12 protein-coding genes are annotated in these 15,816 nt (G+C 72.3%); 9 read left to right on the forward strand and 3 right to left on the reverse strand.

The features are described 5' to 3' along the window. Positions 1-71: 71 nt before the first annotated feature. The 5 genes from ACWCQ6_RS10365 (at position 72) to sucD (ending at position 7,150) form a co-directional block, all read left to right on the forward strand. Positions 72-1,184, forward strand: a complete 1,113-nt coding sequence (locus ACWCQ6_RS10365) for an ATP-binding protein (RefSeq protein WP_451087449.1) — start codon at positions 72-74, stop codon at positions 1,182-1,184. Beyond that, positions 1,181-3,589: a DUF5682 family protein gene (locus ACWCQ6_RS10370; protein ID WP_451087451.1), complete on the forward strand. Its 2,409-nt coding sequence runs from the start codon at positions 1,181-1,183 to the stop codon at positions 3,587-3,589. Before ACWCQ6_RS10365 ends, ACWCQ6_RS10370 begins: the two co-directional genes overlap by 4 nt. Continuing rightward, positions 3,586-4,824, forward strand: coding sequence for a VWA domain-containing protein (locus ACWCQ6_RS10375; RefSeq protein ID WP_451087453.1), 1,239 nt, complete (start codon positions 3,586-3,588; stop codon positions 4,822-4,824). Before ACWCQ6_RS10370 ends, ACWCQ6_RS10375 begins: the two co-directional genes overlap by 4 nt. 238 nt (positions 4,825-5,062) lie before the next feature. Beyond that, a complete protein-coding gene (sucC, locus tag ACWCQ6_RS10380; protein WP_451087455.1) occupies positions 5,063-6,244 on the forward strand; it encodes an ADP-forming succinate--CoA ligase subunit beta in 1,182 nt (393 codons plus the stop codon). A 21-nt stretch (positions 6,245-6,265) separates the two neighbouring features. Beyond that, positions 6,266-7,150: a succinate--CoA ligase subunit alpha gene (sucD, locus tag ACWCQ6_RS10385; RefSeq protein WP_451087457.1), complete on the forward strand. Its 885-nt coding sequence runs from the start codon at positions 6,266-6,268 to the stop codon at positions 7,148-7,150. 186 nt (positions 7,151-7,336) lie between these two features. Here sucD and ACWCQ6_RS10390 read toward each other — a convergent pair whose 3' ends face one another. Next, entirely contained in the window at positions 7,337-8,689 is a 1,353-nt protein-coding gene (locus tag ACWCQ6_RS10390; protein ID WP_451087459.1) for a helix-turn-helix domain-containing protein, read from the reverse strand. Positions 8,690-8,814: 125 nt separating this feature from the next. On the opposite strand from ACWCQ6_RS10390, the gene ACWCQ6_RS10395 reads away from it, so the two are divergent. Then, complete coding sequence (locus tag ACWCQ6_RS10395; RefSeq protein WP_451087562.1) at positions 8,815-10,419, forward strand: cell division protein PerM; 1,605 nt, start codon at positions 8,815-8,817, stop codon at positions 10,417-10,419. Here the strand turns inward: ACWCQ6_RS10395 and ACWCQ6_RS10400 are convergent. Next, on the reverse strand, positions 10,409-11,317 hold the full coding sequence (locus tag ACWCQ6_RS10400) for a hypothetical protein (RefSeq protein WP_451087461.1): 909 nt from the start codon (positions 11,315-11,317) through the stop codon (positions 10,409-10,411). The genes ACWCQ6_RS10395 and ACWCQ6_RS10400 overlap by 11 nt on opposite strands. A 320-nt stretch (positions 11,318-11,637) precedes the next feature. Between ACWCQ6_RS10400 and purN the strand changes: the two genes are divergently transcribed. Beyond that, positions 11,638-12,294, forward strand: coding sequence for a phosphoribosylglycinamide formyltransferase (purN, locus tag ACWCQ6_RS10405; RefSeq protein WP_451087463.1), 657 nt, complete (start codon positions 11,638-11,640; stop codon positions 12,292-12,294). After that, positions 12,281-13,834, forward strand: a complete 1,554-nt coding sequence (gene purH / locus ACWCQ6_RS10410) for a bifunctional phosphoribosylaminoimidazolecarboxamide formyltransferase/IMP cyclohydrolase (RefSeq protein ID WP_451087465.1) — start codon at positions 12,281-12,283, stop codon at positions 13,832-13,834. Before purN ends, purH begins: the two co-directional genes overlap by 14 nt. A gap of 113 nt (positions 13,835-13,947) precedes the next feature. Here purH and ACWCQ6_RS10415 read toward each other — a convergent pair whose 3' ends face one another. Continuing rightward, on the reverse strand, positions 13,948-14,724 hold the full coding sequence (locus ACWCQ6_RS10415; RefSeq protein ID WP_451087564.1) for an RDD family protein: 777 nt from the start codon (positions 14,722-14,724) through the stop codon (positions 13,948-13,950). A 226-nt stretch (positions 14,725-14,950) separates the two neighbouring features. On the opposite strand from ACWCQ6_RS10415, the gene ACWCQ6_RS10420 reads away from it, so the two are divergent. Further along, complete coding sequence (locus ACWCQ6_RS10420; protein ID WP_451087467.1) at positions 14,951-15,814, forward strand: bifunctional methylenetetrahydrofolate dehydrogenase/methenyltetrahydrofolate cyclohydrolase; 864 nt, start codon at positions 14,951-14,953, stop codon at positions 15,812-15,814. Positions 15,815-15,816 lie beyond the last annotated feature (2 nt).

Genomic DNA, 15,816 nt, shown 5'->3' on the forward strand with positions numbered 1-15,816 from the left:
CCGGGGCCGATTGTCAGTGCCATGGTGCACGGTGGGAACCACATCGGGTCGACCGATCCGGAGGGGGATCCATGACCGTGTCCGAAACCACCGCCACCGTCGGCGTACAGGCGCTGCGGCCGCATGCCGAGGACGCCTTCGCCCATGAGCTGAAGGCCCTCGCCGCGGCCGACGACCGCCCGCGGCCCGCCCGTTGGAAGCTGTCCCCGTGGGCCGTCGCCACCTACCTGCTCGGTGACACCCTGCCGGACGGCACCGTGATCACGCCGAAGTACGTGGGCCCGCGCCGCCTCGTCGAAGTCGCCGTGACCACCCTCGCCACCGACCGGGCCCTGCTGCTCCTCGGCGTCCCGGGCACCGCCAAGACCTGGGTCTCGGAGCACCTCGCGGCCGCCGTCAGCGGTGACTCGACCCTGCTCGTCCAGGGCACCGCGGGCACTCCCGAAGAGGCCGTCCGCTACGGCTGGAACTATGCACGGCTGCTCGCGCACGGGCCCAGCCGCGAGGCCCTGGTGCCCAGCCCGCTCATGCGCGCCATGTCCGACGGCATGACCGCGCGGATCGAGGAGCTCACCCGCATCCCCGCCGATGTGCAGGACTCGCTCATCACGATCCTGTCGGAGAAGACACTCCCCGTCCCCGAACTGGGGCAGGAGGTCCAGGCGGTCCGCGGATTCAACGTCATCGCCACCGCCAACGACCGCGACCGCGGGGTCAACGAACTCTCCAGCGCGCTGCGCCGCCGGTTCAACACCGTCGTGCTCCCGCTGCCCGCCACCCCCGACGCCGAGGTCGACATCGTGTCCCGGCGCGTCGAGCAGATCGGGCGCTCGCTCGACCTCCCCGCCGCACCGGACGGCATGGCCGAGATCCGTCGCGTCGTCACGGTCTTCCGCGAACTGCGCGACGGAGTCACCGCCGACGGCCGCACCAAGCTCAAGTCCCCCTCGGGAACGCTGTCGACGGCCGAGGCGATCTCCGTCGTCACCAACGGCCTGGCCCTCGCCACCCACTTCGGCGACGGGATGCTGCGCCCCGGCGACGTGGCGGCGGGCATCCTCGGCGCAGTCGTCCGCGACCCTGCGGCCGACCGCGTGGTCTGGCAGGAGTACCTGGAGACAGTGGTCCGGGAGCGGGACGGCTGGAAGGACTTCTACCGCGCCTGCCGCGAGGTATCCGCATGACCCGGGCCGGGCGTCCTGCGGGTCCGCTGCTGCTGGGGGTGCGGCACCACGGACCGGGCTCGGCCCGCGCCGTCCGCGCGGCGCTGGATGCCGCCCGCCCGCGGGCGGTGCTCGTCGAAGGGCCCCCCGAGGCCGACGCGCTGCTGCCGCTGGCCGCCGACGAGCGGATGCGCCCACCGGTCGCCCTGCTCGCCCATGCCGTCGACGACCCGGGACAGGCGGCGTTCTGGCCGCTGGCCGCGTTCTCGCCCGAATGGGTCGCGATCCGCTGGGCCCTCGAGCACGGCGCCCCGGTCCGGTTCATCGACCTGCCCGCGGCGAACTCCCTGGCCATGACGCGGGCCGAGGAAAGCGAAGCGGACGAGGGCGGACAGGCCCCGGCCGCCGCGTCGGCCCCGATCGATCCCGTCGCCGTGCTCGCCGAGGCGGCGGGCTACGACGACCCGGAGCGCTGGTGGGAGGACGTCGTCGAACACCGCACCCCGGACGGCGAGGACGGCGAGGTCGTGGACCCGCGGGCGCCGTTCGCCGCGCTCGCCGAGGCGATGACCGCCCTGCGCGAGGTGTACGGCGACGGCGGCCACCCCCGCGACGCCGTCCGCGAGGCGCATATGCGCATCCAACTGCGCAAGGCCGGCAAGGAGTTCGGTGACGAGGTCGCGGTCGTCTGCGGTGCCTGGCACGTACCCGCGCTCGCCACCGGGACCACACTCGCCGCCGACCGCGCCCTGCTCAAGGGACTGCCCAAGACCAAGGCCGAGCTGACCTGGGTGCCCTGGTCGCACCGGCGGCTCGCCCGTCACAGCGGATACGGGGCGGGGATCGACTCGCCCGGCTGGTACGGCCACCTCTTCGACGCCGCGGACCGCCCGGTCGAGCGGTGGATGACGAAGGTCGCCGGGCTTCTGCGTGACGAGGACCGGTTCGTGTCGTCCGCCCATGTCATCGAGGCCGTCCGGCTCGCCGGGACCCTCGCCGCCATGCGCGGCCGCCCGCTCGCCGGACTGGGCGAGACGACCGACGCGATCCGGGCCGTGATGTGCGAGGGCTCCGACGTGCCGCTCGCGCTCGTCCAGGACCGGCTGATCGTCGGCGAGACCCTCGGCCAGGTGCCGGACACCGCCCCCGCCGTCCCCCTCCAGCGCGACCTCACCCGCCAACAACGCACGCTCCGGCTCAAACCCGAGGCGCAGGAGCGCGAGCTGGAGCTCGACCTGCGCAAGGACAACGACGCGGCCCGCAGCCGGCTGCTCCACCGGCTGCGCGTCCTCGCCATCGGCTGGGGCGAGCCCGCCGAAGGCCGGGCGAGCACCGGCACCTTCCGGGAGAGCTGGCGGCTGCGCTGGGAGCCCGAGCTGTACGTACAGGTCGCGGAGGCCGGGACCTGGGGCACCACCGTGCTCTTCGCGGCGACCGCCAAGGCCGGCTCCCGGGCCGCCTCGGCGACCACGCTCGCCGAGGTCACCGCCCTCGCCGAACAGTGCCTCCTCGCGGAACTGCCCGACGCGCTCCCCGTGGTGATGCGGGCCCTCGCCGACCGCGCCGCGCTCGACGCCGATGTGGGCCATCTCGCCGACGCCCTGCCCGCGCTCGCCCGCACCCTGCGCTACGGCGACGTGCGCTCCACGGACACCGCGGCACTCGGCGAGGTCGCGGTCGGGCTCGCCGACCGGGTCTGCGTCGCGCTGCCGCCCGCCTGCACCGGGCTCGACGCCGACGGCGCCGAGGAAATGCGCGGCCGGGTGGACGGGGTCCACACCGCGATCGGCCTGCTCACCGGGGCCGTCCGGACCGGCGCCGGCCCGGACGCGGACGGACTGCGCGAGCGCTGGACAGCCGTACTGCACAGGCTCGCCGCCCGGGACACGGTCGCGGGGGTCGTCCGGGGGCGCGCGACCCGCCTGCTGCTCGACGACGGGCGGCTCGCGCAGGACGACGCGGCACGGCTGATGGGCCTGGCCCTCTCGCCCGGCGCACCCCCGGCCGACGCCGCGGCGTGGATCGAGGGGTTCGTCGGCCCAGCCGCCGGCGGAGGCATGCTGCTCGTCCACGACGAGCGGCTGCTCGGCCTGGTCGACGCCTGGCTCACCGGAGTGCCCGCCGACCTCTTCGCCGACGTACTGCCCCTGCTGCGCCGCACGTTCTCGGCGTACGAAGCGGGTGTGCGGCGCACCCTGGGCGAGCTCGTGAGACGGGGCCCGGCCGCCGGGGGACCGGAAGCCACCGGCATCGTGCCCGGGACGACGGCATCCGGATACGCCCCGGGACTGGACGAGGCGCGGGCCGACGCGGTCGAGCCGGTGCTGCGCCTTCTGCTCGGACTGCACCACGATCCCGGCCCGGACGGCGACGCCCCGTCCGGGAGAGCCACGAACATCGAGGAACCGCTGGGGGCAACGCGATGACCACGACCGCGACCACGGGGGCGGACACGGCCGGCACGACACCGCCCCCGGCGCACACCGGCCCGTGGCCCGGTCCGGCGAACGACGGGCGGCTGCGGCGGTGGCGGCTGGTCCTGGGCGCGGACAGCGCCGAGAGCACCGGCCGCACCCTCACCGGGCGCGACGCCGCGATGGACGCCGCACTGACCGCGCTGTACGGCGACGGAAACAGGCCCGGCGGCCGGGGCAGAAACAGCCGCTCGGCCGGACTCGGGGCCTCCGCCCCCTCCGTGGCCCGCTGGCTCGGCGACATCCGCACGTACTTCCCCAGTTCCGTCGTCCAGGTCATGCAGCGTGACGCGATCGACCGGCTGGGCCTCGCCGGGCTGCTCCTCGAACCGGAGATGCTGGAGGCGGTCGAGGCCGACGTCCACCTCGTGGGCACGCTCCTCTCGCTCAACAAGGCCATGCCCGAGACGACGAAGGAGACCGCGAGAGCGGTCGTGCGCAAGGTCGTCGAGGATCTGGAGAAGCGGCTCGCCTCCCGCACCCGGGCCACGCTCACCGGTGCCCTGGACCGCTCGGCGAAGGTCAGCCGCCCCCGGCACCACGACATCGACTGGGACCGCACCATCCGCGCCAACCTCAAGAACTACCTCCCCGAGCACGGCACCGTCGTCCCCGAACGGCTCATCGGCTACGGACGGGCCGCCCGGTCCGTGAAGAAGGACGTGATCCTCTGCATCGACCAGTCGGGGTCGATGGCCGCCTCCGTCGTCTACGCCTCCGTCTTCGGCGCGGTGCTCGCGTCCATGCGCACCCTGCGGACCAGGCTCGTCGTCTTCGACACGGCGGTGGTCGACCTCACCGACCAGCTCGACGACCCGGTGGACGTGCTCTTCGGCACCCAGCTCGGCGGCGGCACCGACATCAACCGCGCGCTCGCCCACTGCCAGTCGAGGATCACCCGCCCCGCCGACACGGTGGTCGTTCTCATCAGCGACCTCTACGAGGGCGGGATACGCAACGAGATGCTGAAGCGGGTCGCCGCGATGAAGGCCTCCGGCGTGCAGTTCGTGACGCTGCTCGCCCTGTCCGACGAGGGCGCGCCCGCCTACGACCACGAGCACGCCGCCGCGCTCGGGGCCCTGGGCGCACCGGCCTTCGCATGCACCCCGGACCTCTTCCCGGAGGTGATGGCGGCGGCCATCGAGAAGCGGCCGCTTCCCGTGCCGGACAAGGAGACCCACCGTTGACACGGCGCCGTACTGTCCACCGGCACGTCCACCGGCGTGATCTGTGACCGTAATCACCGCTCAGGTGTGATCTCTGATTTAGGGTCCTGCGGACCACGGGGATAACCTGCGAGATGGACATGCCGCGTATCCGGGTCACCGTGTGCGCATTCCTGGTGACAGAGCAGTCACATTGCCCCTCGCGGCACGCCCACGCAGAAAACCAACCGCGAGACCATTGATTAAGGGACGGACGCGCGTGGACCTGTTCGAGTACCAGGCGAGGGACCTCTTCGCCAAGCACGGTGTACCGGTGCTGGCCGGTGAAGTCATCGACACGCCTGAGGCAGCCCGCGAGGCGACCGAGCGGCTGGGCGGCAAGTCGGTCGTCAAGGCTCAGGTGAAGGTCGGCGGCCGCGGCAAGGCCGGCGGCGTCAAGCTGGCCGCCACCCCCGACGAGGCGGTTGCCCGCGCGACCGACATCCTCGGCATGGACATCAAGGGCCACACGGTCCACAAGGTGATGATCGCCGAGACCGCGCCGGAGATTCTTGAGGAGTACTACGTCTCGTACCTCCTCGACCGCACCAACCGCACCTTCCTGGCCATGGCCTCGGTGCAGGGCGGCATGGACATCGAGGAGGTCGCGGAGAAGACCCCCGAGGCCCTCGCGAAGGTCCCGGTCAACGCCGTGGAGGGCGTCGACATCGAGAAGGCCCGCGAGATCGTCGCCCAGGCGAAGTTCCCGGCCGAGGTCGCCGAGAAGGTCGCCGAGGTCCTGGTGACGCTGTGGGACACCTTTGTCGCCGAGGACGCGCTCCTCGTCGAGGTGAACCCGCTCGCCAAGGTCGCCTCCGGCGACATCCTCGCGCTGGACGGCAAGGTGTCTCTCGACGAGAACGCCGATTTCCGTCAGCCCGAGCACGAGGCTCTTGAGGACAAGGCCGCGGCCAACCCCCTTGAGGCCGCCGCCAAGGCCAAGAACCTCAACTACGTCAAGCTCGACGGCGAGGTCGGCATCATCGGCAACGGTGCCGGTCTGGTCATGTCGACCCTGGACGTCGTCGCGTACGCCGGTGAGAACCACGGCAACGTGAAGCCCGCCAACTTCCTCGACATCGGTGGCGGCGCCTCCGCCGAGGTCATGGCGAACGGCCTGGAGATCATCCTCGGCGACCCGGACGTCAAGTCCGTCTTCGTCAACGTCTTCGGTGGCATCACCGCCTGCGACGAGGTCGCCAACGGCATCGTCCAGGCGCTCGCGCTGCTCAAGTCCAAGGGCGAGGAAGTCACCAAGCCGCTGGTCGTGCGCCTCGACGGCAACAACGCGGAGCTGGGTCGCAAGATCCTCTCCGACGCCAACCACCCGCTGGTTCAGCGTGTGGACACCATGGACGGCGCGGCCGACAAGGCCGCCGAGCTCGCCGCGGCTGCGAAGTAAAGGACGAGGGACTCCAACACCATGGCAATCTTCCTCACCAAGGACAGCAAGGTCATCGTCCAGGGGATGACCGGCGCCACCGGCATGAAGCACACCAAGCTCATGCTCGGTGACGGCACCAACATCGTCGGCGGCGTGAACCCGCGCAAGGCCGGCACGTCCGTCGACTTCGACGGCACCGAGGTACCCGTCTTCGGTTCCGTCGCCGAGGCGATGGAGAAGACCGGCGCGAACGTGTCCGTCCTCTTCGTGCCGCCGGCCTTCGCGAAGGCCGCCGTCGTCGAGGCGATCGACGCCGAGATCCCGCTCGCGGTCGTCATCACCGAGGGCATCGCCGTCCACGACTCCGCCGCCTTCTGGGCGTACGCGAGCTCGAAGGGCAACAAGACCCGGATCATCGGCCCGAACTGCCCCGGCCTGATCACCCCCGGCCAGTCCAACGCCGGCATCATCCCGGGCGACATCACCAAGCCCGGCCGCATCGGTCTCGTGTCCAAGTCCGGCACGCTGACCTACCAGATGATGTACGAGCTCCGTGACATCGGCTTCTCGTCCGCCGTCGGCATCGGTGGCGACCCGGTCATCGGTACGACGCACATCGACGCCCTCGCGGCGTTCGAGGCCGACCCCGAGACCGACCTGATCGTGATGATCGGCGAGATCGGCGGCGACGCCGAGGAGCGTGCGGCCGACTTCATCAAGGCCAACGTCACCAAGCCGGTCGTCGGCTACGTCGCGGGCTTCACCGCCCCCGAGGGCAAGACCATGGGCCACGCCGGCGCCATCGTCTCCGGCTCCTCCGGCACCGCCGAGGCGAAGAAGGTGGCCCTTGAGGCCGCCGGCGTCAAGGTCGGCAAGACGCCGACCGAGACCGCCAAGCTGGCCCGCGAGATCCTCGGCGCCTGATCGCTCCACCACGCCGGAGCAGCGCCGCAGTATCGCGTCACCGCACAGACGGCGCGGGTCCGTACCCGGTCAAGGGGTACGGGCCCGCGCCGTTTCCGCGTCCGGTCCGTACCCGGTCAAGGGGTACGGCCCCGCGCCGTTTCCGCGTCCGCCGTCGCCTCCGCGCGCAACGGCGGGTTTCTCCGTTCAGCCGGCCTCGGGGACCAGCCGGGCCGGCCCCGGTACGAGCTCGCCGCGGAGCTTCTTCTGCAGCTTCAGGTCCTGCGGCGTCGGCTTCTGATTCTGCGGACCGCCTCGCGGAGGCTCGCCGCCGACCTGCCGGGCGGGTGACTCCGGGGTCTCGTGCCGCGCCGGAGCCGTCACCAGCGTGAACAGCGTCAGGCCGATGATCAGCACCGTGAAGGAGACGGCCGCCCGGGTCCACAGCTGGGCCTTGCGCTCGCTGTCCGTGCGGACCACGACGGGCGGGGGGAGCGAGTCGGAGGGCTGGGCCTGGGCGAGCGCGCCCAGCCGCTCGTTCAGCAGTGCCGACTGCTCGGCGGGTGACGACGGCTCCGCCAGCTCGGGCAGCCGCTCGGCGACCGCGGCGCGGGCGTTCATCAGCCGGCCCGCCGCCGCCGGGGTGCTCGCCTCCGTCTCCGCCGCGGTCTCCGGCAGATCCAGGCCGACACCGTCGTAGAGCAGCAGGGTGCGGCGGTACGAGGGAGGCAGTGCGAGCAGCGCGTCGAGCAGGGCGCGCGTACCCGCCTCGGCCGGTGGCGGGTCCGGCCGGCGGTGGGTGCGGCGCAGGCGGTGCCACGGCGACAGGGCGTACTCGTACGCGGCGGCCCGTACCCAGCCCACCGGGTCCCGGTCCACCGCGACCTCGGGCCAGCGCTCCCAGGCCAGCGCGAAGGCCCGTGCGACGGACTCCCGGGAGAGGTTCCGGCGCCCGGTCAGCAGGAAGGTCTGCCGGAAAAGGGCTGCGGCGGAGTGCTTGTACAGGGCGTCGAACGTCTCGGCGGGGGAGAGCCCGGCTTCGGCCCCCGGGGCCGATCCGGGCGTCGCGGATACGCCATTGGAGGTGGGGGCCGGTCCGGGCGTCGCGGACGCGCCGGGCGGATCGGGGGTGGTGCCGGGCTCGGTCGGTGCCATGACGGTGCTCCCGGTGGCTTCGACGGGGGTCGGCGGACGCGACGGCGGTTTCGTGGAGGTCATCGGCCTGGTCGGCCCGGCGACCGTTGTCGGCGCCGTCGGCCGGGCCGCACGTCCGGCGGCGGCCTTGTGACGGGTGTTCGGAGCTGCCGGTTCGGTCCGGGCGCTCGGCGGTGTGGCCTGCGGGCTCGGCCGGTCGCCGTTGATCAGCCTGGCGTATGCCTCACGTTTCCGCCCCCGGGGCGTGGCGCGGCCGGTCTCCCAGGACCGGACCGTGGCGCGGGTGACGCCCATCACCGTCGCGACCTGCTCTTCACTCAGTGACTTCGCCTCACGCAGTCTGCGTCGCTCCTTGGGAGAGGGGAGCGGGTGGGCAGCGGCCATGTCGGACGGTCCCTGCGTCATGAAGGGTCCTCCGTAGGGCTGCACCGGGTAGAAAAGTACATAAACGTATATTGAGCGACACAGCGGCCATTCGCCTGTTACGGGAAATAAGTGCGTGTCGTTGGGAACATGGCCCGGTGACCCAAGTGACCGAAGACAGCCCGTCGTTGCCGGCAGAGCAGGACAGGTCCGCCGTGCCGGCCCTCGCCCTTCTTCGTGGAGCGCTTGCGGCCGGGCTCGGAGTGGGCTCCATCGCCGTCCTCGTCCTGGCGTTGTGGATCAGCTCCCCGGCGTCCGACAGCGACCTCGGCGGCGCGCTCCACGCGGCGGCCGGGCTCTGGCTGCTCGCCCACGGTGCCGAGCTGATCAGGGCCGACACGCTCAGCGGGGTTCCCGCCCCGGTGGGCGTCGTTCCGCTGCTGCTCGCCGTGGTCCCGGTGTGGCTGGTGTACCGGGCGGCGCGGGGCGCCCTGGTGCCGGACGAGGTGCGCCCGGTGCCCTCCGCGGTGGGCGCGTTCGTCATGGTCGTCAGCGGATATCTGCTGGTCGGGGCGGCTGTCGCGTACTACGGGCGGGACGGCTCGCCGGCCGTGGACCCGCTGTCGCTGCTCTTCCCGTCGGCCGTTGTGGTGACGGGGGCGGCGGCAGGAGTCTGGACGGCGACCGGTCGGCCCGTCGGCCCGCCGCCGTCCTGGGCGCCGGTGAGTCTGCACGAGGCGCTGGCGCACGGCCGGTTCAGAGAGCGTGCGGGGACGGTGTGGCGGTCGGCGGCCGCCGGGGTGGCGGTGCTGCTCGGCGGCGGGGCGCTGCTCGTCGCGGTGGCGCTGGTGTGGCATGCGCACTCCGCCCAGCAGGCGTTCGTGCAGCTCTCGGGCGACTGGGCGGGCCGGGTCGCGGTGCTTCTGCTCGCGCTGGTGCTGGTGCCGAACGCGGCGGTATGGGGCGCTGCGTACGGGCTCGGGCCGGGTTTCGCCCTCGGTACGGCAGCCACGGTCACCCCGATCGCCTTCGCGGGCCGTCCGGCGCTGCCCCCCTTCCCGTTGCTGGCCGCGGTGCCCGCCGAGGGCCCGGGAACGGTCCCGAACTGGTCGGCCGTCGCGGTGCCGATCGCGGCCGGGGCGACGGTCGCCTGGTTCACGGTACGGCGGGCCGCGCCCCCGCACGCCGCACACGAGGAGGCGTGGAGCCTGCGGGAGACCGCGTCGGCGGCCGCCCTCGGTGCGGTGGGGTGCGGGGCCGGTACGGCGGTGCTGGCGGCGGCGGCCGGGGGGCCGCTCGGCACCCGGGCGCTGGCGGAGTTCGGGCCGGTGTGGTGGCTCACGGGCGCGGCGGCGCTGGTGTGGACGGCGCTGGTCGGCGTCCCCGGGGCGCTGCTGCTCCGGGCCTGGCGACTGCGGGAGCCCGGCGGGGGAGCGTGGTGGCGGCGCGCGGACGCGGTGCCGGCGCAGGCGCAGGGGGCGGAAGCGGCATGCGTCGCCGGGGCCCCGGGCGCCGTGGGGTCGGGGAGGGGCGCGAAGCCGGAGCGGGAGCCGGGAGGCGGGCCCGCGTCCCAGCCCGTGGCTTCCCCGGCGACCGGCGCGGCGTCGGCACCGGCCTCGGCGCCCGCGCCGCCCGCCGTCCGCGTCTCCGCCCCGTACGAGGACGAGGACTTCGCACCGTACGACTTCCTGCCCACCGACCCCTGGCACGAGTGGACGGCCCGGCCGGAGGAGGCCGGGCCGTCCGGGGCGAAGGGAGGACCTAGTTCTTGACGCCGAAGAACGGCTCCAGCGGCTTCGGCAGCTGGTCGTTGCAGGCCACCTGGCCGGCCTTGGTCAGGGCGTCGTTCACACAGGTGTAGTAATCGCGGTAGACCAGCTGCACCGTGAACGTCGTCGCGACGATCGAGAGCGCCAGCAGCGCCGTCACCAGACCGCTGATGGCGGCCGTGGTCTGCTGCCTGCCGCCGCCCGGGGCCGCGGGGGCGCCGGGCGCGGTTCCGGGCGCCGGAGCGGCCCCGGAGGTCCGGCCCGGGCCCGTCGCCCGGCCGGCTCCTTCGGCCGCCGCCTCGGACCCGCTCTTCGGCTTCGCCCGGAGCGAGCTGATCGCCCAGTAGACGGCGAGTGCGCCGAGCAGCAGGGCGATCTCCGGGAAGTCGAAGAGCGCGAAGAAGAAGGCCCACATGCCGGAGAGCAGCGCGTAGCGCGCGCGGCGCTGGGCGGGGTCGGTGGGGTCCCAGCGCAGCCCGCCGGGGCTGCCCTCGGGTCCGCCCTGGCCGTTCGTCCCGCCCTGGCCCCCGGGCCGGCCGCCGAAGCCGCCGCTCTGGCGGCCGGGCTGCCGGCTGCTCCACTGGCCGCCCCAGACCGGCCGGTCGTCGGAGGAGCCGCCCTCGGGGGATCCGGCGTCATTCCCCCGGCCGTTCCCGCTGCCCTGGCCGTCGCCGTTCCCGGTGTTCGCGGGGCGGCGGGGCTGCCAGGGCTGGTCGGGCCGGTTCTCGGGCGGCGCGGCGAACGGGTTCTCGTCAGCCTGGCCGGAGGACCCTGGCGTACCGGACGAGCCGGCAGTGGAAGAAGAGGAGGGGCCCGTGGGGGACTGGCGTTCCCGCATCAGCAGTGAAATCCGCTCGGGCACCGGCTGGCGGAAGGCGGTGCGGTGGCGTCGGTCCGGCATGTGGTGAACGTCTTCCCCATCTCGTCATTTCCGCCCTGCGGACGGTTCGCTGTCCCCTGACGCTACCTCCCGGTCAGGAGGGGCCGAAAGCTGGGAGCGGGGCTCGAACGGCCGAGACCCGTCACCCCGGGCCCGCTCCCTCTCCCCGGAGCCCGGCCACCGGCCGCCCACCCCCGTCCCGTGGGAGTCCTCCAGGGTGCCGGTATCGTTGCTGACGGTCGACTTGTTCGTAGAGTTCCCCGTATCGAGGGGCTCGGTTCTTTCGTACGACCGTACAAATCAGCGTCGCTCTGCTTCACCACGCGAGAAAGGGCCCAGCCGTGGCCTCCCCGCCCCCCTCCACCGCCCCGGCACGCCTGGTCGTGCTGGTCTCCGGTTCGGGTACGAACCTTCAAGCCCTGCTCGACGCCATCGGTGACGACCCCGAGGGCTTCGGCGCGCGGATCGTCGCGGTCGGCGCCGATCGCTCGGGCATCGCCGGCCTGGAGCGGGCGGAGCGCGCCGGACTGCCGACCTTCGTGTGCAGGGTCAAGGACCACGCCACCCGCGAGGAGTGGGACGCGGCGCTCGCGGCCGAGACGGCCGGGTACCGCCCGGACCTCGTGGTGTCCGCGGGGTTCATGAAGATCGTGGGCAAGGAGTTCCTCGCCCGGTTCGGCGGCCGGTTCATCAACACCCACCCCGCCCTGCTCCCCAGCTTTCCCGGTGCCCACGGCGTGCGTGACGCACTCGCGTACGGCGTGAAGGTCACCGGGTGCACCGTCCACTTCGTCGACGACGGCGTCGACACCGGTCCGATCATCGCGCAGGGCGTGGTCGAGGTGACCGAGGAGGACACGGCGGAGGGCGAAGCCGCTCTCCACGAACGCATCAAGGAAATCGAGCGCAAGCTGCTCGTCGAGGCCGTGGGGCGGCTCGCCCGCGACGGCTATCGCATTGAGGGACGAAAGGTTCATCTCGGTCATGTCGGTGAATAAGCCCATCCGTCGCGCCCTGGTCAGTGTCTACGACAAGACGGGGCTGGAGGACCTCGCCCGCGGTCTGCACGAGGCGGGTGTCGAGCTCGTCTCCACCGGCTCCACCGCCGGGAAGATCGCCGCCGCCGGAGTCCCGGTCACCAAGGTCGAGGAGCTCACCGGCTTCCCCGAGTGCCTCGACGGCCGCGTCAAGACGCTGCACCCGCGCGTCCACGCCGGCATCCTCGCCGACCTCCGCCTGGACGCCCACCGTGAGCAGCTCGCCGAGCTGGGCGTGGAGCCGTTCGATCTGGTGGTCGTCAACCTCTACCCGTTCAAGGAGACCGTCGCCTCCGGCGCCTCCGCCGACGAGTGCGTGGAGCAGATCGACATCGGCGGCCCGTCCATGGTCCGCGCCGCCGCCAAGAACCACCCGTCGGTGGCGGTCGTCACCAGCCCCGAGCGGTACGCCGATGTCCTCGCAGCGGTCAAGGCGGGCGGCTTCGACCTGACCGCCCGCAAGCGCCTGGCCGCCGAGGCGTTCCAGCACACCGCCGCGTACGACGTGGCCGTGGCCTCCTGGTTCGCCGACGACTACGCCGCCGCCGACGACTCGGGCTTCCCCGACTTCTTCGGTACGACGTACGAGCGCAAGAACGTCCTGCGCTACGGCGAGAACCCGCACCAGCCTGCCGCGCTCTACACCTCCGGCGCCGGCGGCCTGGCCGAGGCGGAGCAGCTGCACGGCAAGGAGATGTCGTACAACAACTACACGGACACCGACGCCGCGCGCCGGGCCGCGTACGACCACGCCGAGCCGTGCGTCGCGATCATCAAGCACGCCAACCCGTGCGGCATCGCGATCGCCGACGACGTCGCCGAGGCGCACCGCAACGCGCACGCCTGCGACCCGCTGTCGGCCTTCGGCGGTGTCATCGCCGTCAACCGTCCGGTGACGGTCGCCATGGCCGAGCAGGTCGCGGAGATCTTCACCGAGGTCATCGTCGCCCCGGCGTACGAGGACGGCGCGGTCGAGATCCTGGCCCGCAAGAAGAACATCCGCGTGCTGCGCTGCCCCGACGCCCCGGCCGCCCCGGTCGAGGTCAAGCCGATCGACGGCGGTGCGCTGCTCCAGGTCACCGACCGCCTCCAGGCAGAGGGCGACGACCCGGCCAACTGGACCCTCGCCACCGGCGAGGCCCTGAGCGCGGACGAGCTGAAGGAGCTCGCCTTCGCGTGGAAGGCCTGCCGCGCGGTCAAGTCCAACGCGATCCTGCTCGCCAAGGACGGCGCCTCGGTCGGCGTCGGCATGGGCCAGGTCAACCGCGTCGACTCCGCGAAGCTGGCCGTCGAGCGGGCGGGCGAGGAGCGCGCCCGCGGTTCGTACGCCGCCTCCGACGCGTTCTTCCCGTTCCCGGACGGGCTGGAGATCCTGACCGCCGCAGGCGTCAAGGCCGTGGCCCAGCCGGGCGGTTCGGTCCGTGACGAGCTGGTCGTCGAGGCCGCGAAGAAGGCGGGCGTGACGATGTACTTCACGGGTACGCGGCACTTCTTCCACTGACACGAGTTGCACCCGGGCAGCCCGGGTAAGGCGAAAGGCCGCCAACTCCCCGGAATGAGTGGGGAGTTGGCGGCCTTCGCATGGCGGTGAGGGTGGTTACACCTTCAGCATGCTCACTTCGTCTTGATGACGATCGTGCTGCCCGCGCGGTCGTGCCAGCCCTGGAGCTTGCCCGAGTTGTCGAAGAAGGGGGAGAGGTAGACCAGCAGCGTGCCGAGACCGCAGAAGAGCGAGCCGACCATCGGGATGATCCAGCGGATGAAGCCCGCACCCAGGCCGGGGGCCTGGCCGGTGCTCTCCTTGACGACCTTGACGTTGAGGACCATCTTGCCGAGCGTGGCGCCCCAGATGGAGACCATCAGCCATTCGTAGAGCAGCGCGATCAGCGCGAACACGGCTATGAAGCCGAAGAAGCCCGCGACCATGCCGACGCTGGCGCTGGCCGCGTCGTTCATGCACTGGTTGTAGGCATCGGTGCCGTACGCGGTGCTGCTGCAGTCGTCGATGGACTCCGAGGCGCCCACGAGGCCCGCGATGCCGATCGCCGAGAAGATCAGGTAGAGGATGCCGTACGCGACACCGTCGAGCGCACGCGCGCCCAGGCGGCGCCCCATCGTGGCGAGTTCGACGGTGCCGAGGCCCGCGACGTTGATGTAGCCGTTGTTGGCCTGGAGGGTGCCGCCCGGCGCCTGCTGCGGGTAGCCGTAACCAGGCTGGCCCTGCGGCGGCTGGCCCGGCTGCTGCGGGTAGCCGTAGCCCGGCTGGCCCTGCGGCGGTACGCCCTGCGGGGCCTGCTGCGGGTAGCCGTAACCGGGCTGGCCCTGCGGCGGCTGGCCCGGCTGCTGGCCGTACGGGTTGTTCGGATTCGGGTTCGGGTCGCCGAAACTCATCTGGGCGTTTCCTCCAACGTGCATGCGGGGACGATGCGGCCGCACGGAGGAAAGAAAAGTCAGTGGTCCGCCCCCCGGTACTACTGCGGCACTGCGGCGATAATCGTCATAAATAAAATGTAAGTTTGTCCAGTCGTGGCCCTTGCTTGTTGCGCAAGCGCAACATCGCGCCACCCCCTGCGGCCGGATTTGGTGTGCAGGCGGGGTCATCCGCGAGTATGGGTACATGACTGCCCAGATTCTCGATGGCAAGGCCACCGCAGCCGCGATCAAGTCCGATCTCACCGTCCGCGTGGCGGCCCTCAAGGCGCAGGGCATCACCCCTGGCCTGGGAACCCTGCTCGTCGGGGACGACCCGGGCAGCCGGTGGTACGTGAACGGCAAGCACCGTGACTGCGCGCAGGTCGGCATCGGCTCCATCCAGCGCGAACTCCCCGACACCGCCACCCAGGAGGAGATCGAGGACGTCGTACGGGAGCTCAACGCCAACCCCGACTGCACGGGGTACATCGTGCAGCTTCCGCTCCCCAGGGGGATCGACACCAACCGTGTCCTGGAGCTGATGGACCCGGCCAAGGACGCCGACGGCCTGCACCCGATGAACCTCGGCCGGCTCGTGCTGAACGAGACGGGCCCGCTGCCCTGCACCCCGCAGGGTGTCGTCCAGCTGCTCCGCCACCACGACGTGGAGATCAACGGGGCGCATGTCGTGGTCGTCGGCCGCGGTGTCACCATCGGCCGCTCCATCCCGCTGCTGCTGACCCGCAAGTCAGAGAACGCCACGGTCACCCAGTGCCACACCGGTACGCGTGACCTCTCCGCCCACCTCAAGCAGGCCGACATCATCGTCGCCGCTGCCGGGGTGCCGCACATCATCAAGCCCGAGGACGTGAAGCCGGGCGCCGCCGTGCTCGATGTCGGCGTCAGCCGGGACGAGCACGGCAAGATCGTCGGGGACGTCCACCCGGGCGTGGCCGAGGTCGCCGCCTGGATCTCCCCGAACCCGGGCGGTGTCGGCCCGATGACCCGTGCCCAGCTGCTCGTCAACGTGGTCGAGGCGGCCGAGCGCATCGCGGCCGCCGCCGCCTGAGC

The organism is Streptomyces sp. NPDC001880 (assembly GCF_053594575.1).

What these genes read in the sequence shown, in the direction of transcription:
- ACWCQ6_RS10415 (WP_451087564.1), bottom strand. Translation starts at nt 14,724, where the DNA reads ATGAGTTTCGGCGACCCGAACCCGAATCCGAACAACCCGTACGGCCAG.
- ACWCQ6_RS10375 (WP_451087453.1), top strand. Translation starts at nt 3,586, where the DNA reads ATGACCACGACCGCGACCACGGGGGCGGACACGGCCGGCACGACACCG.
- sucD (WP_451087457.1), top strand. Translation starts at nt 6,266, where the DNA reads ATGGCAATCTTCCTCACCAAGGACAGCAAGGTCATCGTCCAGGGGATG.
- ACWCQ6_RS10420 (WP_451087467.1), top strand. Translation starts at nt 14,951, where the DNA reads ATGACTGCCCAGATTCTCGATGGCAAGGCCACCGCAGCCGCGATCAAG.
- ACWCQ6_RS10400 (WP_451087461.1), bottom strand. Translation starts at nt 11,317, where the DNA reads ATGCCGGACCGACGCCACCGCACCGCCTTCCGCCAGCCGGTGCCCGAG.
- purH (WP_451087465.1), top strand. Translation starts at nt 12,281, where the DNA reads ATGTCGGTGAATAAGCCCATCCGTCGCGCCCTGGTCAGTGTCTACGAC.
- ACWCQ6_RS10365 (WP_451087449.1), top strand. Translation starts at nt 72, where the DNA reads ATGACCGTGTCCGAAACCACCGCCACCGTCGGCGTACAGGCGCTGCGG.
- ACWCQ6_RS10370 (WP_451087451.1), top strand. Translation starts at nt 1,181, where the DNA reads ATGACCCGGGCCGGGCGTCCTGCGGGTCCGCTGCTGCTGGGGGTGCGG.
- ACWCQ6_RS10390 (WP_451087459.1), bottom strand. Translation starts at nt 8,689, where the DNA reads ATGACGCAGGGACCGTCCGACATGGCCGCTGCCCACCCGCTCCCCTCT.